This window comes from Sphingomonas sp. H160509 (genome assembly GCF_024124765.2).
Classification (GTDB): Bacteria; Pseudomonadota; Alphaproteobacteria; order Sphingomonadales; family Sphingomonadaceae; genus Sphingomonas.
This window is the reverse complement of sequence record NZ_JAMXSR020000002.1, coordinates 817,031-838,224: the sequence shown is the minus strand read 5'-3', so window position 1 is coordinate 838,224 and position 21,194 is coordinate 817,031. Positions and strand designations below refer to the sequence as shown.

14 protein-coding genes, 4 pseudogenes and 1 riboswitch are annotated in these 21,194 nt (G+C 66.5%); of the genes and pseudogenes, 12 read left to right on the top strand and 6 right to left on the bottom strand.

Annotated elements, in window-relative coordinates; translation table 11 throughout:
* Nucleotides 1–2 precede the first annotated feature (2 nt).
* Both NHF48_RS05665 and htpG read right to left on the bottom strand, forming a co-directional pair.
* A pseudogene (locus NHF48_RS05665) lies at nt 3–2,235 on the bottom strand (glycoside hydrolase family 3 N-terminal domain-containing protein).
* A 78-nt stretch (nt 2,236–2,313) separates the two neighbouring features.
* Nucleotides 2,314–4,218 (bottom strand): molecular chaperone HtpG, encoded by a 1,905-nt coding sequence (gene htpG / locus NHF48_RS05660; protein ID WP_253070537.1) that lies wholly within the window; start codon nt 4,216–4,218, stop codon nt 2,314–2,316.
* A 364-nt stretch (nt 4,219–4,582) separates the two neighbouring features.
* Between htpG and NHF48_RS05655 the strand changes: the two genes are divergently transcribed.
* From NHF48_RS05655 to NHF48_RS05625, 7 genes and pseudogenes are all read left to right on the top strand, one after another.
* Nucleotides 4,583–6,226 (top strand): flavin monoamine oxidase family protein, encoded by a 1,644-nt coding sequence (locus NHF48_RS05655; protein ID WP_253070536.1) that lies wholly within the window; start codon nt 4,583–4,585, stop codon nt 6,224–6,226.
* 133 nt (nt 6,227–6,359) lie between these two features.
* Nucleotides 6,360–6,872, top strand: a complete 513-nt coding sequence (locus NHF48_RS05650) for a Rid family hydrolase (RefSeq protein WP_253070535.1) — start codon at nt 6,360–6,362, stop codon at nt 6,870–6,872.
* A 170-nt stretch (nt 6,873–7,042) separates the two neighbouring features.
* Nucleotides 7,043–7,522: a DUF4126 domain-containing protein gene (locus NHF48_RS05645; RefSeq protein WP_253070534.1), complete on the top strand. Its 480-nt coding sequence runs from the start codon at nt 7,043–7,045 to the stop codon at nt 7,520–7,522.
* Nucleotides 7,519–8,901, top strand: a complete 1,383-nt coding sequence (locus tag NHF48_RS05640) for an FAD-containing oxidoreductase (RefSeq protein WP_253072349.1) — start codon at nt 7,519–7,521, stop codon at nt 8,899–8,901. Before NHF48_RS05645 ends, NHF48_RS05640 begins: the two co-directional genes overlap by 4 nt.
* Nucleotides 8,898–10,558 (top strand): annotated as a pseudogene (locus tag NHF48_RS05635) (FAD-dependent oxidoreductase). The gene NHF48_RS05640 and the pseudogene NHF48_RS05635 overlap by 4 nt, the downstream one beginning before the upstream one ends.
* Complete coding sequence (locus NHF48_RS05630; protein ID WP_253070532.1) at nt 10,555–10,860, top strand: UBP-type zinc finger domain-containing protein; 306 nt, start codon at nt 10,555–10,557, stop codon at nt 10,858–10,860. Before NHF48_RS05635 ends, NHF48_RS05630 begins: the two are co-directional and overlap by 4 nt.
* A 379-nt stretch (nt 10,861–11,239) precedes the next feature.
* Nucleotides 11,240–11,930: pseudogene (locus NHF48_RS05625) on the top strand (peptidylprolyl isomerase).
* A gap of 358 nt (nt 11,931–12,288) precedes the next feature.
* On the opposite strand, the gene NHF48_RS05620 reads toward NHF48_RS05625, so the two are convergent.
* On the bottom strand, nt 12,289–13,905 hold the full coding sequence (locus NHF48_RS05620; protein ID WP_253070531.1) for an NAD(P)/FAD-dependent oxidoreductase: 1,617 nt from the start codon (nt 13,903–13,905) through the stop codon (nt 12,289–12,291).
* Nucleotides 13,906–13,959: 54 nt separating this feature from the next.
* On the opposite strand from NHF48_RS05620, the gene cobO reads away from it, so the two are divergent.
* The 5 genes from cobO to cobS all read left to right on the top strand — a co-directional run bounded on the left by cobO (nt 13,960) and on the right by cobS (nt 17,809).
* Nucleotides 13,960–14,565, top strand: coding sequence for a cob(I)yrinic acid a,c-diamide adenosyltransferase (cobO, locus tag NHF48_RS05615; protein WP_253070530.1), 606 nt, complete (start codon nt 13,960–13,962; stop codon nt 14,563–14,565).
* Nucleotides 14,566–14,728: 163 nt separating this feature from the next.
* A riboswitch (cobalamin riboswitch) is annotated at nt 14,729–14,922 on the top strand.
* A 172-nt stretch (nt 14,923–15,094) separates the two neighbouring features.
* A complete protein-coding gene (locus NHF48_RS05610; protein WP_253070529.1) occupies nt 15,095–15,502 on the top strand; it encodes a DUF1636 domain-containing protein in 408 nt (135 codons plus the stop codon).
* Nucleotides 15,499–16,512 carry a nicotinate-nucleotide--dimethylbenzimidazole phosphoribosyltransferase gene (gene cobT, locus NHF48_RS05605; RefSeq protein ID WP_253070528.1) on the top strand — a complete coding sequence of 338 codons (1,014 nt, stop codon included), beginning with the start codon at nt 15,499–15,501 and terminating at the stop codon, nt 16,510–16,512. Before NHF48_RS05610 ends, cobT begins: the two co-directional genes overlap by 4 nt.
* Nucleotides 16,513–16,523: 11 nt before the next feature.
* Nucleotides 16,524–17,081, top strand: a complete 558-nt coding sequence (locus NHF48_RS05600; RefSeq protein ID WP_253072348.1) for a histidine phosphatase family protein — start codon at nt 16,524–16,526, stop codon at nt 17,079–17,081.
* Entirely contained in the window at nt 17,078–17,809 is a 732-nt protein-coding gene (cobS, locus tag NHF48_RS05595; RefSeq protein ID WP_253070527.1) for an adenosylcobinamide-GDP ribazoletransferase, read from the top strand. Before NHF48_RS05600 ends, cobS begins: the two co-directional genes overlap by 4 nt.
* Here cobS and NHF48_RS05590 read toward each other — a convergent pair.
* The 3 genes and pseudogenes from NHF48_RS05590 to NHF48_RS05580 form a co-directional block, all read right to left on the bottom strand.
* Nucleotides 17,789–19,244 (bottom strand): annotated as a pseudogene (locus NHF48_RS05590) (cobyric acid synthase). The gene cobS and the pseudogene NHF48_RS05590 sit on opposite strands and share 21 nt — an antisense overlap.
* Nucleotides 19,232–20,170 carry an adenosylcobinamide-phosphate synthase CbiB gene (gene cbiB / locus NHF48_RS05585; protein WP_253070526.1) on the bottom strand — a complete coding sequence of 313 codons (939 nt, stop codon included), beginning with the start codon at nt 20,168–20,170 and terminating at the stop codon, nt 19,232–19,234. Before cbiB ends, NHF48_RS05590 begins: the two are co-directional and overlap by 13 nt.
* Nucleotides 20,163–21,137: an aminotransferase class I/II-fold pyridoxal phosphate-dependent enzyme gene (locus tag NHF48_RS05580; protein ID WP_253070525.1), complete on the bottom strand. Its 975-nt coding sequence runs from the start codon at nt 21,135–21,137 to the stop codon at nt 20,163–20,165. The genes cbiB and NHF48_RS05580 overlap by 8 nt, the downstream gene beginning before the upstream one ends.
* Nucleotides 21,138–21,194: the final 57 nt, after the last annotated feature.

Genomic DNA, 21,194 nt, shown 5'->3' with positions numbered 1-21,194 from the left:
GGTTATACGAGTTCGAAGCTCTGTTTCTCGCCATCGACCGAACTCGTCGCAACCCACAGGTCGAACAGGCCCGGCTCGATCACCCAATCGCCGTCACCCCAGAAGTGCAGGTCTTCGCGCTTCAAGGTCAGTGTCACGCGCTTCGATGCGCCCGGCGCCAGTGAGACGCGCGTGAACCCCTTGAGTTCGCGGACCGGTCGGGTGCGGCTGGCGACCCGGTCGTGGATGTAGAGCTGCACCACTTCGTCGCCGGCTTGGGCACCGGTATTCGTCACGATGGCGGTCACCGTGAGCGCACTGGTCATCCGCGCTGGCACGACTACGTTCGAGACCGAAAAGCTGGTGTAGCTCAGGCCGTGACCGAACGGATAGAGCGCCTCGTTCTTGGTCTCGCGGTAGCGCGACTTGTATTCCCTGGCTGCCCGTATTCGGCGCCGGGCGGCCAGTGTTCTTGTGATTGTAGAAATAGGGTTCCTGCCCGCTCTCGTTGGGGAAGCTGGCGGACAGCTTGGCGGAAGGGTTGACGTCGCCGAACAGCACGTCGGCGATCGCATGACCGCTTTCGGAACCGAGAAACCACGTCGCGAGGATGGCTGGTGCGGTTTTCACTGCGCCATGCAGGGCAAGAGCGCGGCCGTGGCGGAGGAGGACAATCATTGGCTTGCCGGTCTTCGCGATGGCTTCGGCGAGTGCCATCTGTGATGCGGGGATCGTGATTTCGGTACGCGATTGCGCTTCGCCCGACATGAGCTGCGATTCCCCGACCGCGAGCAGGACGATGTCCGCGTTTTGCGCAGCGGCGACGGCCGCGGCGATCCCACCGGGCAGGGGGGCTTCGATTTCCGATCCCGGCGCCGTCGTGACCGTCAGTCCGCGAGCGCGGAGGCCCTGCGCGATCGAGACGTTGAGTTTTTCATCAGCCATGAACGCCCAGGTGCCTACGACGTTTTTGCGATCCTCCGCGAACGGGCCAATCAACGCGATACGGCCTGGGTTCTTCTTCAAGGGCAGCAGGTTACCGTCGTTCTTCAGCAATACGATCGAACGCGCCCCGGCCTCGCGGCTGAGCTTCAGCATGGCGGGCGTCGAAATGCTGGTGCGTTCCGCCTTCTGGCTGACCGAGCGATAGGGGTTGTCGAACAGGCCGATCGCGTCCTTCAGGTGCAACACGCGCCGAACGCCTTCGTCGAGCCGCGCGAGCGGGACCTCGCCCTTCTCGACTAGGTCAGGGAGCCACAGATTGAACAGGTTGGATTGCATGTCCATGTCCATGCCCGCCATGAATGCCTTCTTCGCGGCGTCGCGGCCATCGGCGGCATAGCCATGCGCGATCAGTTCCTCGTCCGCGGTATAGTCGCCGACGACCATCCCGCGGAACCGCCATTCGCCGCGCAGCAGGTCGGTCATCAGCCAGTGATTGCCGCTGGAAGGAACGCCGTCGATGTCGTTGAACGCGCTCATCAAAGTCGCCACGCCAGCATCGACCGCCGCCTTGAACGGCGCGAGATGGACTTCGTGCAGCGTGGCGGGCGAAATTTCGGTGAAGTTGTAATCCTGGCCACCGGAAACCGCTCCGTACGCGGCGAAATGCTTGGCGCAGGCGGCAACGCGCGTGGGGTCGCGAAGATCGTTGCCCTGGAAGCCGCGGACGCGTGCTTTGGCGAGTTCCATGCCGAGATACGGGTCTTCACCAGAGCCTTCCGCGACACGACCCCAGCGTTGATCGCGCGCGACGTCGACCATCGGCGCGAAGGTCCAGTGGATGCCGAGCGCCGTGGTCTCAAGCGCGGCCTCACGTGCGGTGCGCATCGCCAGATCGGGGTCGAACGCGCAGGCCTCTGCGATTGGCAGCGGGTAGGCGGTTCGCAGGCCGTGGATGACGTCGCCGGCGAAGATCAGGGGAATCTTCAAGCGGGTCGCGAGCGCGGCGTCCTGCGCCGCCTTGGCACCGGCATAGCCGACACCGTTGAAGAGCATGCCGATCTGCCCGGTCTTGATCCGAGCGAGCTGCTCTGCTGCGCCGCCGGTCGCGAGGCCGGGGTTGAAGGGGACGCCGATCGGGCGGATCTGATCCGAGAAGCAACTGAGCTGGCCCGCTTTTTCGGCGGGTGTCATCTTGGCGATCAGGCTCTCGATCCGGTCGCTTTGCGCAAACACGGCGGTCGAGCTGAGCGACAGGCCAGCGATGGCTGCGCCGCCGGTCAGCATCTGGCGACGGTCTAGAATGGGCGACATATCCTGCTCCTCAGTCTTTGGAACGGGGTATTCGCTGGACCGCGGTTCCGCAAACCTGCGAAACCGCGGTCGGGGCGGTTAGCTCAGCGCGCGCGTGAACAGTCGCGTCAGGCGAGCGGAGAATGCCCGGGCATCGATCGGGCGCTCCCCGTCGGCGATCTGCGCCTCGTCGAACAACAGGTGCGCCGCGTCCTCCCGCAGGGCCGTCTCGTCCTCGCCGAGCGCTGCCAACTTGGCGATCAATGCCGAGCGCGGGTTGATCTCCAGCACCGGCTTGGCCGCCGGCATCGCCTGACCGCTCGCCGCGAGGATGCGTTCGAGCTGGCGGTCCATGCCGCTGTCTGCTGCTACGAGGCAGACCGCGCTGTCGGTGAGGCGCTCGGACGCGCGGACTTCCGAAACGGCATCTGCGAGCGTCGTCTTCACGAATGCAATGAAGTCGGCGACCGCCGGCGTCGCATCGGCGGTCGGTTGCTCGGCACCGTCGACGAGCGGAATCAGGCCGAGATCGGCAGCGCCCTGTGTGACCGACTTGAACGGCTTGCCGTCATGATCGATGCCCGCCGTCACCCAGAAGCCGTCGACCGAGTCCGGCAGCAACAGCACTTCGATCCCACGCGCGCGGAACCCCTCGAGCTGTGGCGAGGCTTCGAGGCGGTCGAGATCGGTACCGACCGCGTAATAGATCGCGGTCTGGTTGTCCTTCATCGCCGCGACATAGTCAGCAACCGAACGCCAAGCACCGCCGGACGTCGTGGTCTTGAACCGGGCGAGCTTCAGCAGCGCCTCGCGCCGTTCGAAATCCTCGTACAGCCCCTCCTTCAGGACCGCGCCGAAATTCTCCCAGATTTTCGCATACGCTTCAGGATCGCGGGTCGTGAGCTTGTCGAGTTCGGACAGTACGCGGCCGGTCACGCCCTTGCGGATCGCCGAGAGCATCGGGCTTTCCTGGATCATCTCGCGCGAGACGTTCAGCGGCAGGTCGGACGAATCCACCAATCCGCGCATGAAACGAAGATAGCGCGGCAGGACCTCGGCGTCGTCGGTGATGAAGACGCGTTTGACGTACAGCTTCATACGGCCGTTGCGGTCGGGATCGAACAGGTCGAACGGCTTGGCACCCGGCACATAGGCGAGCACCGAATATTCGTGCAGCCCCTCGGCGCGGTAGTGGAGCGTCAGCGCGGGCTCGTCATACTGGCCGGAGACGCTGCGGTAGAAATCGGCATAATCCTCCGCGGAAATATCCGCCTTCGGCTTGGTCCACAGCGCGGCACCGTCCGCGACATCGACCGGCTCGGCATCGGGCTTTTCGCGCAGCGTGATCGCCACGGGTACGTGGCCCGACTGGTCCTTGATCAGGCGCTCGACGGTGAAACGGTCGGTGTAGGTGGTCGCGTCGTCGAGCAGGTGCAGCACGACGCGGGTGCCGCGGGCAGGGGCGTCCGCGGTCGGCACGTCGGCGATCGTGTAGGTGCCGAGGCCGTCCGACGACCAAAGCGAGGCGATGTCTGCGCCAGCGCGCCGCGAGATCACGTCGACCTTCGATGCGACCATGAACGCGGAATAGAAGCCGACGCCGAACTGGCCGATCAACTGCGCGCCATCCGAACCGCTCGACGCGGCGATCCGATCCATGAACGCCTTGGTGCCCGAGCGCGCGATCGTGCCGAGCGCTTCGCCCATGTCCTCGGCGGTCATGCCGATGCCGTTGTCCTCGATCGTCAGCGTCTTGGCGTCGGGATCGAGCGTGATCGCGATCGCCAGCCGGGTCTCGTCCCCAAGCAACTCGGGCGTGCTCAACGCCTCATACCGCAGCTTTTCACACGCATCGGCGGCGTTCGAGATCAGTTCGCGCAGGAATACGGTCTTATCCGAATAGACCGAATGCACCATCATGTGGAGCAGCCGCGCGACGTCCGCCTCGAAGGCATGGGTTTCGGGCGCGGACGTTTCAGGTGCGGAGGCGGTTTCAGTGGTCATAGGATGTGACAGGTCTCTTGGTGAAAGGATCAGTCCGAGAATTGGCTGGAGGTCGAGCGGAATTCAAGACCTGTAGGTCCGCCGGATAAGTCGTGGATCGGCAACGACGGTCGAGTTCCGCAGCAAGAAAGATTTCATTTGCGTTACATGCTGAAGCAATGTTCAATCCGAATCGGTCAGTCAAAAGATGCAACGTGTCGGATTACCGAACGGAAGCGAACTATGTGTTCTTTTCCGTTCCTGATCTGACGTCCATCGGGATTGATCGGGGGATGATGATCCTGCGAGGCCGCTGACGGGTTCGACCCAGCGGTGTTCTGACGTTCGGCAAGCCATGGGAAGGCTTGTCGCCTCGGGGGCCTCGATGACTATACACGCCGCGATTACACGCAGGACGATATTGCGACGACTTGGCCTGATGGGAGGGCTGAGCGCGACACTCGGTGCGATGCAGGCGCTGGGATTGACCGAAGGATTGATCGGCACGTCGCATGCCGAAGCGCTCGCCACGCTGACGCCAAATTTGGGCAAGGGAACGCACGTCGTCGTGCTCGGAGCCGGGATCGCCGGGCTGACGGCTGCCTACGAGCTCGAACAGGCTGGTTTCCGTGTCACGTTGCTCGAAGCGCGCGAGCGTGTCTGCGGCCGCGCCTGGACGGTGCGCGACGGCGACAGGATCGAGATGATCGGCGAGCAGACGCAAACTGCCAAATTTTCCGACGGAATCTACTTCAACGCGGGGCCTGCGCGTATCCCGAGCTTCCACCAGGGCCTGATCGGGTACGCTAAGAAGTTCGGCGTGCCGCTGGAGGTCGAGGTCAATTCGAGCCGCTCCGCCTATGTCATGGGCGAGAACGGCAGCAAGATCCGTATGCGGACCGCGATCAACGACATGCGCGGTCACATCGCCGAACTGTTGGCGAAGGCGATCAACCAGGGTGCGCTCGATCAGTCGGTGACGGCGGCGGACAAGCAGAAACTCCTGCCGTTCCTCAAGGCATATGGCGATCTCGGCACCGACTATGCGTTTGCGGGTACCGAGCGATCGGGGTTCGGGACTGCGCCGGGTGCGGGCGTCGCCTTCTCGTCGGCAGGCAGCGCAGTGCCGATGGACCAGCTGCTGGCGAACGAACGGCTGCCGATGACGCTGTTCGAGGACAATCTCTACATGCAGGCGACGATGTTCGAGCCGGTGGGCGGCATGGACCGGATCCATGCCGGGTTCGATCGCAACCTGCGCCGCCCCGCGATCCGCGGCGCCGAAGTCACCAGGATCCGCCATACCGCGCGCGGCGTCGACGTGACCTACCGCGACAAGGCGAGCGGCGTGGTCGACACCGTGACGGCGGATTACATCATCTGCACGATCCCGTTCCCGGTGCTCGCGACGATCGATACCGACTTCTCGCCCGCGCTGAAGACGACGATCGCCGGGGTGGTCTACGATCATTCGAACAAGGTCGCGTTCGAAAGCCCGCGCTTCTGGGAACGCGAACAGATCTATGGCGGCATCTCGTTCGTCGGCGGCCCTACCAGGCTGATTTGGTATCCTTCGGCGGGACTGCATTCCGCGCGCGGCATGATTCTCGGCTGTTATTCGTCGGGCCCCAACGCCGCCGAGTTCGCCAAGCGGCCGATCGCCGAGCAGATCGCGTTCTCGCGCGGGGTAATCGACCGGCTGCACCCGGGGCATGGCGGCGATCTGGTCGACGGCATCGCGGTGAACTGGCACAAGATCCCGTACAGCCTGGGGCCGTGGCCCGACTGGAATGCGGGCAGCGCGAACGGGCGGCAGGAGGGGCATATCGACACGCCCGAGTTCCGCCTGCTCCAGAAGCCTGACGGCCGCGTCTATTTCGCATCCGCCGCGCTCAGCCAGACTCCGGGCTGGCAGGAAGGCGGCATCCAGTCCGCCCACGGCCAGGTCATGGCGCTGGCCAGGCGGGTTGCGGCGCAAGGCGCTAACCGGGCCGCATTGGGGGCGGACCGTTCGCGACGCGCGGCATGACGTGGACGTCCGGCCCGACAGGATCGAAGGGTGAGTATCCCGCCCGCGAGACCGTCAGCTTCGAAGAGATCGGGCGCGGCGGCACACCGCGCCGCGCCCGAACCATTCGCATCCGCAACTGGGAAAGAAACACATGACGATCAAGACGAACTCCATCGCGCTGGCCGTGGCGATCTGCGCAATGCTCGCCTTGCCTGGCTTGGCGATGGCCGCAGATGGCAAGTCGACGATCGTCCGGCACGCCAACACGCCGCCCGGGCTGATCCTTCAGGGCGTCACCGTGCCGGCAGGTGCGAAGATGCTGTTGGCGGCTCCCATCGATCCGGCGAGCAAGACACCGCCGGCACAACTGACGACCGCCGATTTCGGCGATACCAAGACGCAGACGATCAGCGTCTTCAGCAAGATCAAGGCGATACTCGCGGCGCAGGGCTATGCGATGAGCGACATCATCAAGCTCACCGTGTTCGTCGCGGGCGATCCGAAGCTTGGCGGCAAGATGGATTTTGCGGGCATGAACGACGCGTTCAAGATGTATTTCGGGACGGCGGAGAACCCCAACACCGTCGCGCGATCGACCGTCCAGGTCGCGGCCCTTGCAGGGCCGGCGTTCCTGGTCGAGATCGAGGCGACTGCGGCGAAATAATTTCGAGCGAAAATGGCCTCGTGTTCGCTTTCGATATCAGGTGCTTGGTCCGGTCGGGTGGTTGGCTGAAGGTAACTCGCGAATGGATCGAGGCCAGATCGGATGCGTAACGAATTGACGCTCGGGGCGGTGCGTGGGACGATGTCGAACACACCGGATCGGAGACCGCCATGCTCGTCCCCCAGATCGTTCACGGACTGATCCTCGCCTTCGTCATCGGCATCGTCGCCGGTTTGCGCGCGATGCTGGCGCCGGCTGCGATCGCCTGGGTTGCGAGCAAGGGTATGCTGCCGTTGCAGGGGACATGGCTCGCGTTCCTCGGCTACCGGTTCACGCCGTGGATCTTCACGCTGCTCGCGGCCACCGAACTCGTCACCGATCAGTTGCCGTCCACGCCCAGCCGCAAGGTGCCGCCTCAGTTCGTCGCGCGGCTGCTCACGGGCGGGGTATCGGGTGCGGCCGTCGGCTACGGCATCGGCGTGCCGTTGCCGGGGATCGTTCTCGGGATCGTCGGTGCGGTCTTCGGAATTTATGGCGGCGCGGCTTTGCGCGCGCGACTGGCGGCAACGTTCGGCAGCGATCGACCGGCCGCGCTGATCGAGGATGCGGTCGCGATCCTCCTGGCGGTGTTGGTGGTGCTGTCGATCTGATGCGGAATTTCGACGCGATCATCATCGGTGCCGGGCAGGCCGGGCCACCGCTGGCAGGCCGCCTTACCGCCGCGGGCATGACGGTCGCGCTGATCGAGCGGAAGCTGGTCGGCGGAACCTGTGTCAATACCGGCTGCATGCCGACCAAGACGCTGGTGGCGAGTGCCTATGCCGCGTACCTCGCACGACGCGCGGCGGATTTCGGGATCGCGACCGGTGACGTCACGGTCGACATGCCCGCCGTCGCGGCGCGCGCGCGCAAGGTCGTGATGGATGCGCGATCGGGCAACGAGCGCTGGCTCGAGAATATGGTGGGCCTCACGTTCCTGCGCGGCCACGCCCGCTTCACCGGACCGCGGACGATCGCCGTCGACGGCGAGGAGATGACCGCGCCGCGCATCTTCCTCAATGTCGGCGGCCGCGCGAGCGTGCCGGACATGCCCGGTGTCGGCGACGTGCCGCATCTCGACAATACCGACATGGTCGCGCTGGAGCAGATTCCCGCGCATCTCGTCGTCGTCGGCGGAAGCTATGTCGGGCTCGAGTTCGCGCAGATGTATCGGCGGTTCGGCGCCGCGGTGACGGTGGTGGAGCGCGGCGAACGGCTGATCGCGCACGAGGATGCCGACGTGTCGGACGCCGTGCGGGGCATATTGGAAGACGAGGGGATCACCGTGCGAACCGGCGCGAACTGCATCGCGTTCGCGCGCCATGCGGACGGCGTCGCGGTATCGGTCGATTGCCAGGCGGGCGATCCGAAGGTGATCGGGAGCCATGTGCTGCTGGCGGTCGGCCGGCGCCCCAATACCGACGACCTCGGGCTCGATCTCGCGGGGATCGCGACGGACGAGAGGGGTTATGTCACCGTCGACGACATGCTGCAGACCAACGTGCCGGGCGTATGGGCGCTGGGCGATTGCAACGGGCGCGGCGCATTCACGCATACCGCGTATAACGATTTCGAGATCGCCGCGGCGAACCTGCTCGATCATGACGACCGGACGCTGAGCGAGCGGCTGGTTGGCTATGCGCTCTACACCGATCCGCCGCTCGCCCGCGTCGGGCTGACGCAGGCGCAGGCAGAGAAGACGGGGCGGCTGATCCTGGTCTCGAAACGGCCGATGACCCGCGTCGGGCGCGCGGTCGAAAAAGGCGAGACGAAGGGGTTCATGAAGATCGTGGCGGATGCGGATACACAACGGATTTTGGGGGCGGCGATCCTCGGCACCGGCGGCGACGAGGCGATCCACGGGATCCTCGACATGATGAACGCCGACCAGCCGGTGTCCGCGTTGCGTTGGGCGGTGCCGATCCATCCGACCGTGTCCGAATTGATCCCGACGCTGTTGCTCGGGCTCGAACCAGTGGCGCAGACATGAGCGATCTCGGCGCGCGCGATCACCAGATGTTCCCGGTGCTCAACGCGGAACAGCTTCAGACGGCAAAGCGCTTTGCGAGCGGTCCAGCGCGCGTGTTTGCTCCGGGCGAGCAGGTCTATGCGATCGGCGAGCACGGCGTCGCGGCATGGCTCGTGCTCGAAGGAACGATCGACGTCGTCCGTCGCGACGGGCTCAGTCACGAGGCACCGATTACCTCGCACGGCCCGGGGCAGTTGACGGGCGAGGTCAACCAGCTCGCCGGACGCCCGACGATCGCGGGCGGCACCGCTGGCCCCCAAGGGTGTACCGCGCTGCCGTTCGATCCGGCGCACCTGCGCGCGCTAATGGTCGGCTCCGCGGACGTCGGCGAGATCGTGATGCGCGCACTGATCCTGCGCCGCGTCGGCTTGATCGAGCAGGGCAGCGGGGGGACGGTGATCGTCGGCCTGCCGGACAGTCCCGACGTCGTTCGACTACAGGGGTTTCTCACGCGATCGGGCTATCCGAACATCGTCCTCGATGCGGCATCCGACGACGAAGGGCGTGCACTGGTCGAGCGGACCGGTGTCGCGTCGAGCGATCTGCCGCTGGTCGTTTGTCCCAACGGTACTGTGCTGAAACGGCCGTCGGATATCGAGGTCGCCGCGTGCCTCGGGATCACGCCGGAGCTTGATCCGAACACCGTGTATGACGTCGCGATCGTCGGTGCGGGGCCGGCGGGGCTGGCGGCGGCGGTGTATGCGGCGTCCGAAGGTCTGTCGGTGATCGTGCTCGACGAGCGTGCGATCGGCGGGCAGGCGGGGGGCATCGGCGCGGATCGAGAATTACCTGGGCTTCCCGACCGGCATTTCGGGGCAGGCGTTGGCCGGGCGCGCATTCAACCAGGCGCTCAAGTTCGGCGCGGAGATCGCGATCCCGCTGACCGTCGAGCATCTCGATTGCGACGAGGATCGGCCCGCGGGCGACCCGCTTGCGCTCGAACTGCCCGGCGATCGACGCGTCCAGTCGCGGACCGTGATCGTCGCGTCTGGCGCGCGGTATCGGCGGCCCGACATCCCGGACCTTGCAGAGTTCGAGGGGCGCCGGCGTGTCCTATTGGGCATCGCCGATCGAGGCGCGGTTGTGCGAGGGTGAGGAGGTCGCGCTGGTCGGCGGCGGCAACTCGGCCGGGCAGGCGGTGGTGTTCCTCGCGCCGCGCGTGAAGCACCTGCACCTGATCGTCCGCCGCCCGCTGGCCGCGACGATGTCGAAATATTTGATCGATCGGATCGCCGCGCTGCCCAACGTGACGATCCGCGTCGGCACCGAGATCGTCGGGCTGGAGGGCGAGCGCGCGACAGGGCTAACCGGGGCAATCTTCCGCCAACGCAGCGACGGCGCCGAGACGCGGTGCGCGATGCGACACCTGTTCCTGTTCATCGGCGCGGACCCCAATGCGGGTTGGCTGAAGGGCTGTGTCGATACCGACGAGAAGGGGTTCATCGTCACCGGCGCCGCCGCGCTGCCGTTGCAGACGAGCCGCGCGGGTGTGTTCGCGATCGGCGACGTGCGCGCCGGATCGACCAAGCGCGTCGCGGCGGCGGTTGGCGAAGGCGCGGCGGTGGTCGCGCAGATCCATACGGTTTTGGCAGACATGGCGGAAAGGCACGCGGAATGAGCTACGGCTGCACGCACATGGAGACGATCCGCGACGTAACGCCGAGCGCGAAGGGGTGCGAGGAGTGCCTCCGGATCGGCAGCGAATGGGTGCATCTGCGGCTGTGCCGCGAATGCGGTCATGTCGGCTGTTGCGACGACTCCCCGCACCGCCACGCGACCGCACACTTCCACGCGACGCGGCATCCGATCATCGAGGGCTGTGACCCGCCGGAGGGCTGGGGCTGGTGTTTCGTGGACGAGACGATGGTGGACCTGCCGGACCAGACGCCGCAGGTGGGGCCGATCCCGCGCTATGTTTGAGGGGGCAGGGGGGCGGTCGTAGCGGTGTGATTCGGCTCTACGAGCTACCCTGCGCGCAAGAAGGTTTAAGACGAATTGCCCACAGGTACACCACCCCGGCGAAGGCCGGGGCCCAGTTGGCATGGCCTGAGTGACAAAGCGCAAACCTACATCACCGACGTTTCCCAACTGGGCCCCGGCCTCCGCCGGGGAGGTGCCTACTCGGAAGAATGGAACTAAGCCGAAGCGCTCGCTGGTGCATGCTGAGCGGTGCAAAACTGACGTTGGTACCAACGGTGATAACCGGTTTACTCCACGTCACTAGATATCCCCCCCGCGCTTGCCTCGCCGCAAACGGACAGGTAGCCGCCGCCAATCGGTAAAGGCGTGGGTGATCGAAATGCGACGTTTGATGATCGGCTTCGTAGCCATTGCGGCCTTGGCGACGGCAGGAACGGCGCAGCCGGCAAGGCGGGCGGTACAGCGCGCCGAACCGGGACCGAAGCCGGGCCTTGTTCGCGTGCGCCTAGTCACGTCGGAGGGGCCGATCCTGCTGGCGCTCGACGCCCGCCATGCGCCGAAGACCACCGCGAATTTCCTCGCCTATGTCGATGACGGCCGGTTCGACGGCACGGACTTCTACCGAGCGAGCCGCCAGAAGTCCGCGCCGAAGCTCGGCTTCATACAGGCGGGCATCCGAACCGATGCACGGCGGATCCTGCCGCCGTTTCCGCTCGAGACTACCGCAATGACCGGGATTAAGCATCTCGACGCGACGATCTCGATGGCGCGCGGGATGACGCCGGCATCGGCGGGCGGGAATTTCTTCATCACGATCGGGCCCGCCCCGGCGATGGACGCGCGCGCGGGGGTATCCGGGCTATGCGGCGTTCGGGCATGTCGTCGCGGGGATGGACGTGGTGAAGCGGATCCTCGCCAAGCCGACCGGCGGCGGGATGGACGCGTTCAAGGACCAGATGATCCTGAAGCGGGTCGCGCTGGTGAGTGCGCGGCGGTTGGATGGGGTGGTCAAGCCGACCGGGCTGCCACGAGCATGGTTGATCGAGACGGGGCCGCAACGGCGGAAGTGAGGGGGTGGGGGGCGAGCTTTTATTTTAAGCGCACCGGGAGCACCACGGTTCTTGCCCGCGAACGACTTAGCAGCCTTCGAATACAATCGTCGTCCCGCCCACGCACCTCCCCGGCGAAGGCCGGGGCCCAGTTGGGAAAGCTTAGTAAGCGAACGCTTCGCGCAGTCACGGCTGTCCCCCAACTGGACCCCGGCCTCCGCCGGGGAGGTGCCCTGAAGTCGTCCTGACAATCAGGCCTGAAACCTCAGTGTCGCAGCCTTATCTGATCTCCCGCGAAGGCGGGAGCCCAGGGTTACGGACGTCGGCGTTTGTGGTTCCTGGACCCCCCGCCTTCGCGGGGGAACAAGGAATGTCCGAGTTACGCCACCAGGCTAAGCGCAACCGCTTCCGCGACCTTGATCCCGTCAACCGCCGCGGACAGGATCCCGCCAGCATAGCCTGCGCCTTCACCTGCCGGGAACAGGCCAACCGTGTTGAGGCTGACGAAATCATCGCCGCGCGTGATCCTGACCGGCGATGACGTCCGCGTCTCGACCCCTGTGAGCACCGCATCAGGATGATCGTAACCCGAAATCTCACGCCCGAACGCCGGCAACGCCTCGCGCAGCGCAGTGATCGCGAACTCTGGCAGGCACTCCGACAGGTCGGTCATGTGCACGCCCGGCTTGTACGACGGGATCACCGACCCGAGCGCAGTCGACGCGCGCCCTGCGAGCAGGTCGCCGATGCGTTGCGCGGGCGCCTTGTAGTTCGAGCCGCCGGCGACATACGCCCGCGATTCCCAGTGGCGTTGGAGTTCGATCCCGGCGAGCGGGTGGCCGGGATAGTCGCGCTCGGGGTCGATGCCGATCACGATCCCCGAGTTCGCGTTGCGTTCGTTGCGCGAATATTGGCTCATGCCGTTGGTCGCGACGCGCCCTTCCTCGGAGGTCGCGGCGACGACGGTGCCGCCCGGACACATGCAGAAGCTGTAGACCGTCCGCCCGTTCTTGCAGTGGTGCGACAGGCTGTACGCCGCCGCGCCGAGATCGGGATGGCCCGCGCATGGCCCGAACCGTGCTTCGTCGATCCAGGACTGCGGATGCTCGATGCGCACGCCGATCGAGAACGGCTTGGCTTCGACGTATACGCCCTTCGCATGCAGCATTTCGAACGTGTCGCGGGCGCTATGGCCGACCGCGAAGACGACGTGGTTGGCTTCGAGATAGTCGCCGGTGCTCAGGTGCAGGCCGCGGAGTTGACGGGTGCCTGCCTCCTCGACGATGTCGAGACCGTCGACGCGCGTCGAGAAGCGGTATTCACCGCCGAGCGCTTCGATCGTCTCGCGCATGCTCTCGACCATCGTGACGAGGCGGAAGGTGCCGATGTGCGGGTGCGCTTCGGTCAGGATTTCGGGTGGGGCGCCAGCTTTGACGAACTCGGTCAGGACTTTGCGGCCGAGGTGACGCGGGTCCTTGATCTGGCTCCAGAGTTTGCCGTCGGAGAAGGTACCGGCACCGCCTTCGCCGAACTGGACGTTGGATTCGGGGTTGAGGACGCTCTTGCGCCAGAGCCCCCACGTGTCCTTGGTGCGCTCGCGGACGACTTTGCCGCGGTCGAGGATGATCGGGCGGAAGCCCATCTGCGCCAGGATGAGCCCGGCGAACAGGCCGCAGGGGCCTGCGCCGACGACGACCGGGCGGGGGCCGGTGTAGCTCGCGCCGCCCTTGGTGACGAAGCGATATCCCGTGTCCGGCGTGCGCTGGACGTGGCGATCCTTGCGGAAGCGCGTGAGGACGGTGTCCTCGTTCTTCAGCGTGACATCGACCGAATAGACGAGCTGGATGTCCATCTTGTCGCGGGCATCGTGCGCGCGTCTGGCGATGGTGTAGCGGATCAGGTCGCGCGGGGTGACGCGAAGACGATCGCGGATCGCGGCGGGGAGCGCTTCGTCGGCGTGGTTGAGCGGCAGCTTGAGGTCGGTAATGCGGAGCATGTCGGTCGCTCTAGCGCCGCGCGGCGCGATCCGCCATCGGGAGCGCGAGAGGACATGATCATGCGGACCGACGACGAGCAGAATGCCAAGAGCGCCAAGCGCAAGGAGGTCCACGACCGGATCGTCGCCAGCAAGACGATCGAGAAGGGGCTGGTCATCGTCCACACCGGCAAGGGCAAGGGCAAGTCGACCGCCGCGTTCGGCATGGCGGTGCGGATGATCGGGCATGGCCGCAAGGTCGGCGTGGTGCAGTTCGTCAAGGGCGCGATGGCGACCGGCGAGAAGACGATCTTCGATGCGTTCCCCGCGCTGTGCGAGTTCAAGCCGATGGGAGAGGGCTTCACCTGGGACACGCAGGATCGCGCGCGCGACATCGCGGTGGCGCGCGAGGCTTGGGACGAGGTGAAGCGGATGATCGCGGATCCGTCCTATGCGATGGTGGTCGCGGACGAGCTGAACATCGTTTTGCGGTATGAGTATCTGCCGGTCGACGAGGTTCTCGCCGTGTTGGCGGCGAAGCCGGAGATGACGCATGTCGTGGTGACCGGGCGGAACGCGCCGGACGCGCTGATCGAGGTGGCGGACCTGGTGACCGAGATGACGCAGGTGAAGCATCCGTTCCGGTCGGGGGTGAAGGCGCAGGCGGGCGTGGAGTTCTGACTTCTTGATCCTCCCCCTTGCAGGGGAGGTGGCTGGCACTTGCCAGACGGAGGGGTGTTGCGATCTCGATGGCGGGTCACCCCTCCGTCAGCCCAAATGGGCTGCCACCTCCCCTGCAAGGGGAGGATTAGAGGCTGCTTGTCTACGGTCGATCGTACGCGTATCGCTCCCCCCCGCGACAGGTTCTCCCGATGCTCACGCCGAGGGGGATGAAAATGGGAACGGGAAACACCCGGCTGCCCCTGCAACTGTACGCGGCGAGCCATCGTGCCTCATGCCATTGGGATGTTCCCGAGAAGGCGGCGCGGACGGCGTTGACCCGCGAGCCAGGAGACCTGCCCGTCGCGGTCGTCTTTCGTCCGGCCAGGGTGCGCCGAACGGACGGGTAACACCCCGAGCGACGACATCGCTTCGCGTCGCGCGGAGGCTGGAGGCGTGCGCCTCTCGCCCTTTGCGCGGTGCGGGACCGACTGTCCGAAGGGGTTCCTATGCCAAGTACACATCATTCCAAGATCGTCCGGGAACGGACATGCTGAAGCCGGTCGAGGACGGCGTCGCGGTGGTCGCGTGCAACACGTGCCGCCATTCCGCCGACGCGCGCGACGACGAGCAGGGCCAGCGTGGCGGCGCGCGGCTGGTCAGTGCGCTGAAGGCGGTGCAGGCGAGCGATCCCGCCTATGCCGACGTAGCCGTGCAGGAGATGCCGTGCCTGTTCGCGTGCCAGGATTTCTGCACGATCCATCTGCGCGCACCCGCCAAGGTCGGCTATGTGCTCGGCCGGTTCGAGCCAACCGAAGACGCTGCCCGTGCGATCCTCGATTACGCGAAGCTCTACGGTGAAAGTGCGTTCGGACAGGTGCCGTTCAAGCAATGGCCGCAGGGGGTGAAGGGCCACTTCATCACCCGCACGCCGCCTGCTGGGTTCGTCGTGGAATGACCTTTTTTCCGACGGCCGGGGCATTTCTATCATCCTTGAGCGCGTTGCCGCAGCCGGACGAAGCCGCTCGATCGGCAGCGGTGGCGCGCCAGGGGCAACTGACCAAGCCGCCGGGCTCGCTCGGGCGGTTGGAGGAGATTGCCGTCTTCATGGCCGGCTGGCAGGGCCATGAACGCCCGCGGCTCGATCGCGGCCGGACGGTGATCTTTGCGGGTAATCACGGCATCGTCGATCGCGGCGTCAGTGCGTTTCCGGCCTCCGTCACCGCGCAGATGGTGGCCAATTTCGAACATGGCGGCGCGGCGATCAACGCGCTGTCGCGCGCGGCGGGGCTCGACCTCAGAGTCGTCCCGCTCGATCTCGACCAGCCGACGATCGATTTCACCGTCGCCCCGGCGATGTCGGAGGAGGAATGCCTCGCGGCGATCAACGCGGGCGCCGCCGTCGTTGCGGACGCGCCCGATCTGATCGTGCTCGGCGAGATGGGGATCGGCAACTCGACCTCGGCCGCCGCGCTGTGCCTCGCCAGCTTCGATGGATCGGCACGCGACTGGGTCGGGCCCGGTACCGGAGTCGACGACGACGGCATGGCCCGCAAGATCGCGACCGTCGAGGCCGGGCTGGCGGTGCACCGGGATGCACTAACCACCCCGTTCGAGACGCTACGCAGGCTGGGCGGGCGCGAACTCGCGGCGATCGCAGGCGCGGTCATCGCGGCGCGTCTCGCTGGCGTGCCCGTCATGCTCGATGGCTTCATATGCTGTGCCGCGGTCGCGCCGATCGCCGCTGCGTGCCCGGATATCCTCGCGCATTGTCTTGCCGGCCACGTGTCGGCCGAGCCGGGTCATGCGCGCCTGTTGCGAGCATTGGGGCTCGATCCGCTGCTGTCGCTAGGCATGCGGCTCGGCGAGGGAAGCGGCGCAGCGACTGCGACCTTGCTCGTTCGCGCGGCGCTGGCGGCGCATGACGAGATGGCGACCTTTGCCGAGGCGGGGGTCTCGGTCGCGTGACCGGCTCGCACATGCTGTACCTGATGCGGCATGGCGCTCCCGTCCGCGAAGGCCTGTTGCTGGGGCGCACCGACGATCCGGTGACGGAGGCCGGCGTTGCGGCATGCGTCCAGCGCGCCGCAGGATTGGAGGTCGCCGCGATCGTGTCGTCAGACCTGAAGCGTACACGCGATTGCGCGACGGCGATCGGCAGCGTGCGGGGCATCGTCGGTCAGGCCGATCGACGGTGGCGTGAACTCGACTTCGGAGTGTGGGATGGAATGCGTCCAGCCGATATCGATCCGGAGGCCTTCGCGCGGTTCCACGACGATCCGGACGCGGCTTCGCCGCTGGACGGTGAGCGATGGTCGTTGTTGCTGGACCGGGTCGGCAATGCCTTGGCGGTACTTCCGCCGGTGCCGACCTTGGTCGTCACGCACGGTGGCGCGATCCGGGCGGCGCTCGCGGACCTGTGTGGGTTCGACCGGCGGCAGACATGGGCGTTCGACCTGCCTTATGCCGCGCTCGTGTCGTTGCGGATCTGGCCTGGGCCGGATCGGACTGTTCAGATCGTCGGACTTTCGACGTGAAGCGGCTGGTCGTCGCTTTCGGTTTCCTGACGCGCCTGCCGATGCCGCGCGTCGAGGCCGGGGCGAACGACTTTGCCGCGGCGATCCGGTGCTATCCGCTGGTTGGACTGGCGATCGGCGCGCTTGTCGCCGGAGCCGGACGGGCAGGCGCATCGATCGACCCCTGGACCGGCGCGTGCGCCGCATTGCTGACGTGGATCGCCGTCACGGGCGCATTGCACCTCGACGGGCTGGCCGATCTGGCCGATGGGCTGGGTGCGGCGCATGGCGACAGGACGCGGTTGCTCGCGGTGATGGCCGATCCGCATATCGGCAGCTTCGGTGTCGTCGCGATCGTCGCCCAGATGCTCGCCAAACTCGTTCTGCTGCACGCGGTCGGGCTGACGGCGTGGTGGTTGGTCATCCTGGTACCGTTTGCGGCGCGCATGGGGCCGCTAGCCTGGGCAGTGCTGTTGCCGCCGTTGCGGGCGACGGGATTGGGCGCCGCGGTCGCCGGCGCAGTCCGATCGCGCGACCTGGTCGGCTGGGGGCTCCTGCTGGCGCTGGCTGCCGTCGCGGCTCCCGCGCTGTTGGCGGTTCCACTCCTGATACTGGCCGTCGCCGCGTGGTTGCGGCGTAAACTGGGAGGCGTCACCGGAGACGCGCACGGGGCGGGGATCGAGCTTGTCGAGACGGGCGTCCTGCTCGCTTTTGCGATCGCCGGTGCGTCAGCCGGCGCGCTGCGCTAGGTCGAGCATCGCATCGAGATCGAGGTGACGTTCGAGCGTCGCCGCGATCGCGTCGAGCGCCGCATCGATCGAGGCCGCATGGTCAGGTCCGACCGCGTCGACGCCGAGCCGGGCCAGCCACGCCGCGCGTTGCTCGGCAAGCCCGAATAGGCCGTGGACGTAACTCCCGTGGACCAGTCCGTCGGCGCTTGTCGCACCCTCCGCGCTGCCGTCGGCGCGGTGACCGACGGGGCGGTTCAGGTCGCCGCCGGTCGTCGCGCCCATGTGCATCTCATAGCCTTCGAAGCGCGCGCCCTTGGCGATCCCCTCGATCCGCTCGAGCGTCTTGGTCGGTGTGAGCACCGTGTCGATATCGAGTAGCCCCAGCCCCGCGACCGTCGTCGCCGCGCCTTCGATACCGTGCGGATCGGCGATGCTGCGACCCAGCATTTGGAAACCACCGCAGAGGCCCAGCACCGGCTTTCCCCGGCGGTGATGCGCAAGGATATCGATGTCCCAGCCTTGCGCGCGCAAGAAGGCGAGATCGGGGATCGTGGCTTTCGAGCCCGCAAGCACGATCATGTCCGCCTCGGGGATCGGCGTGCCGGGCGGGACCATCACCAGCGCGACGCCTTGTTCGAGGCGTAGCGGATCTAGGTCGTCGAAATTAGCGATCCGCGGCGTAATCGGGCACGCGATCGTTACGCGACGGTCGACCAACGCGGAGCGGCGTTCGAGGATCACGGCGTCTTCACTGGGCAGGCGCGCGGCGTCCGTTAGCCAGGGTACGACGCCGTAGCCGCGCCATCCGCTGCGCGCCTCGATCGCGCGATAGCCATCGTCGAACAGTGCGGGATCGCCGCGGAACTTGTTAACGAGGAAGCCGTGGATCATCGCCGCGTCGGCAGGGTCGATCACCGCGCGCGTGCCAACGATCGAGGCGATGACACCGCCGCGGTCGATATCGCCGACCAGAATCACGGGGACATTGGCGGCGCGGGCGAACCCCATGTTGGCGATGTCGCTCGCGCGCAGGTTGATCTCCGCCGGGCTGCCCGCGCCCCTCGACGATGACGAGGTCGCAGCTCGCCGACAGTCGTGTGAAACTGTCGAGCACGTCGACCAGCAGCCCTTCGCGCCCCTCGCGCCAGCGCGCGGCGGCGAGCGTACCGCGGACCTGCCCGCGGACGATCAGCTGCGACGTGCGATCGCCCTGCGGCTTGAGCAGCACCGGGTTCATGTCGACGCTGGGCTCGACTCGGCACGCGATCGCCTGCGTGGCTTGCGCGCGGCCGATCTCGCCGCCATCGGCGGTTACGGCGGCGTTGTTCGACATGTTCTGCGGCTTGAACGGTCGGACCGACAGGCCACGGTTCGCAAATGCGCGGCACAGTCCCGCGACGAGTACCGACTTGCCGACGTCGGAGCCGGTGCCCTGCAGCATCAGAGCCGCCATGCGAGTACTCCGGCAATGACGAGGAGAAGGATGCAGGCCCGGCGATAGATGCCCAGCGCCGCGCGGAGGTCCGTGGCGGTTACGTCGGTGCGACCGTCACCGATATAGGGCTTGGCGTTGATAACGCCGTCATAGGCGATCGGACCCGCAAGTTTCAGCGCAAGCGCACCGGCCATTGCCGCCTCAGGCCAACCCGCGTTGGGCGAGGCATGGTTGCCGGCATCGCGCCACATCGTCCGCCATCCACCCAATCCGGCAAGGCAGAGCACAACGCCGCTGATCCGCGCGGAGATGAGGTTGGCGACGTCGTCGGTCCGCGCCGCCGCCCAGCCGAATGCGCGCCATCGTGCCTCGCGGTGTCCGATCAGGCTGTCCGCGGTGTTGATCGCCTTGTACGCCCATAGGCCGGGCAGGCCGGCGACCAGTAGCCAGAACAGCGGCGCGACGACGCCGTCGCAGACGCTTTCCGCGAGGCTTTCGATCGCGGCGCGCGCGACGCCGGCTTCGTCGAGTGTCGCGACGTCCCGACCGACGATCATCGCGACGCGGGCGCGTGCGGCTTCCAAGTTACCGGTTTCGAGGGCGCGCGCGACCGGCACCACATGGTCGTACAGGCTACGGATCGCGAGGCCGGGCGCCGCCACCACGCCGATCGCGATCCAGGCCATGGGACCAAGAACGAGCCGCGCGAGGGAAGTCGCAGCGAGCGCGACGCCGACCGCCACAGCGATGAGTGAAACGATCGTGACGACACCGGCGGCACGGCGGAACGTGTCCGATAGCGTAGGGCGGTTCCAGCGCGTCTCGGCCCAGCCGATCATCCGCGCGAAGCCACCAACCGGATGACCGATCCGCGCATAGAGCGGCGCCGGCCAGCCGACCGCGGCGTCGATGATGATCGCCAGCACGGCGACCGGCTCAACCACCGCCAAGTGCCTCGTCGAGCCGTGCAAAGGCTTGGTCGCTGCCCGGGACGCCCATACGAAGCCAGCGCGGCGAATGATCGAAGGTTCGAGTCAGGATGCCGACTTGTGCAAGCCGTTCGAACAGCGCCGGTGCTGCATCGGTCTCGATCAGCCGGAACAACGCGCATTCGCCGCGGGCGTAGAGGCCACGACGTGCCAACATCGCGTTAAGTCTGGCTGCGCGTTCGACGATCGAGACCCGCGCGGTGGCGATCCACGCGGCGTCTCGGTAGGCGGCGATACCATAGGCTACGGCATGCGCCGATATCGGCCAGCTGCCGAGCCGTTGTCGCATCTCGGCGACGTACTCCGGCGGCCCGATCATGAACCCGAGCCGCACGCCGGGCAGGCCGAAGAATTTGCCGAACGACCGAAACACGATCGCGCGATCGTCGGGGCGGAGCAGTGGGATGAGGCTAGATTCGGGCGCGACGTCAGCGAACGCTTCGTCCACGATCAGGAAGGCACCGCTGCGGGCGATCGTCAGCAGGCGTTGCGGCGTGTCCCGATGGCCGTCGGGGTTGTTGGGGTTGGCCAGCAATAGCGTGCCGTCCGCTACCGTCTCGCTGGTGGCCCGCGCTATCGGAACGGCACCGTCGATCGCTTCGGCATGCGTGGCGTAACTCGGCACGACGAACCGGACGGGGCTAGGCAGGTCCAGTGCAGCCAGCATCCGAAGACCGAGTTCGGTACCGGGCAGCGCGACGACCCGGTCTGCGGTCGTACCGAACACCGCAGCAGCGGAGGCTTCCAAATCGGCGATCGCTGCGGGCGAGGGAAGGCTGTGCAGATCGACCGTCGGGACGCTCTCGGTCGGCCACGCGTAGGGATTGATGCCGGTCGACAGGTCGAGCCAGGGCCGAGGCGCATCCGGATAGTGGACGGCGGCGAGATCGATCCGTCCACCGTGGATGCGCAGGGCGTTCATACCGTCTTTCATTCAGGCCCGCGGGCTTTCGCTTGATCTTCCGGGCGTCATCGTCAT

Excerpts from the sequence above, each read along its gene's own strand:
- htpG (WP_253070537.1), bottom strand. The coding sequence starts at position 4,218 with ATGACCACTGAAACCGCCTCCGCACCTGAAACGTCCGCGCCCGAAACC.
- NHF48_RS05655 (WP_253070536.1), top strand. The coding sequence starts at position 4,583 with ATGACTATACACGCCGCGATTACACGCAGGACGATATTGCGACGACTT.
- NHF48_RS05650 (WP_253070535.1), top strand. The coding sequence starts at position 6,360 with ATGACGATCAAGACGAACTCCATCGCGCTGGCCGTGGCGATCTGCGCA.
- NHF48_RS05645 (WP_253070534.1), top strand. The coding sequence starts at position 7,043 with ATGCTCGTCCCCCAGATCGTTCACGGACTGATCCTCGCCTTCGTCATC.
- NHF48_RS05630 (WP_253070532.1), top strand. The coding sequence starts at position 10,555 with ATGAGCTACGGCTGCACGCACATGGAGACGATCCGCGACGTAACGCCG.
- NHF48_RS05620 (WP_253070531.1), bottom strand. The coding sequence starts at position 13,905 with ATGCTCCGCATTACCGACCTCAAGCTGCCGCTCAACCACGCCGACGAA.
- cobO (WP_253070530.1), top strand. The coding sequence starts at position 13,960 with ATGATCATGCGGACCGACGACGAGCAGAATGCCAAGAGCGCCAAGCGC.
- NHF48_RS05610 (WP_253070529.1), top strand. The coding sequence starts at position 15,095 with ATGCTGAAGCCGGTCGAGGACGGCGTCGCGGTGGTCGCGTGCAACACG.
- cobT (WP_253070528.1), top strand. The coding sequence starts at position 15,499 with ATGACCTTTTTTCCGACGGCCGGGGCATTTCTATCATCCTTGAGCGCG.
- NHF48_RS05600 (WP_253072348.1), top strand. The coding sequence starts at position 16,524 with ATGCTGTACCTGATGCGGCATGGCGCTCCCGTCCGCGAAGGCCTGTTG.
- NHF48_RS05580 (WP_253070525.1), bottom strand. The coding sequence starts at position 21,137 with ATGAACGCCCTGCGCATCCACGGTGGACGGATCGATCTCGCCGCCGTC.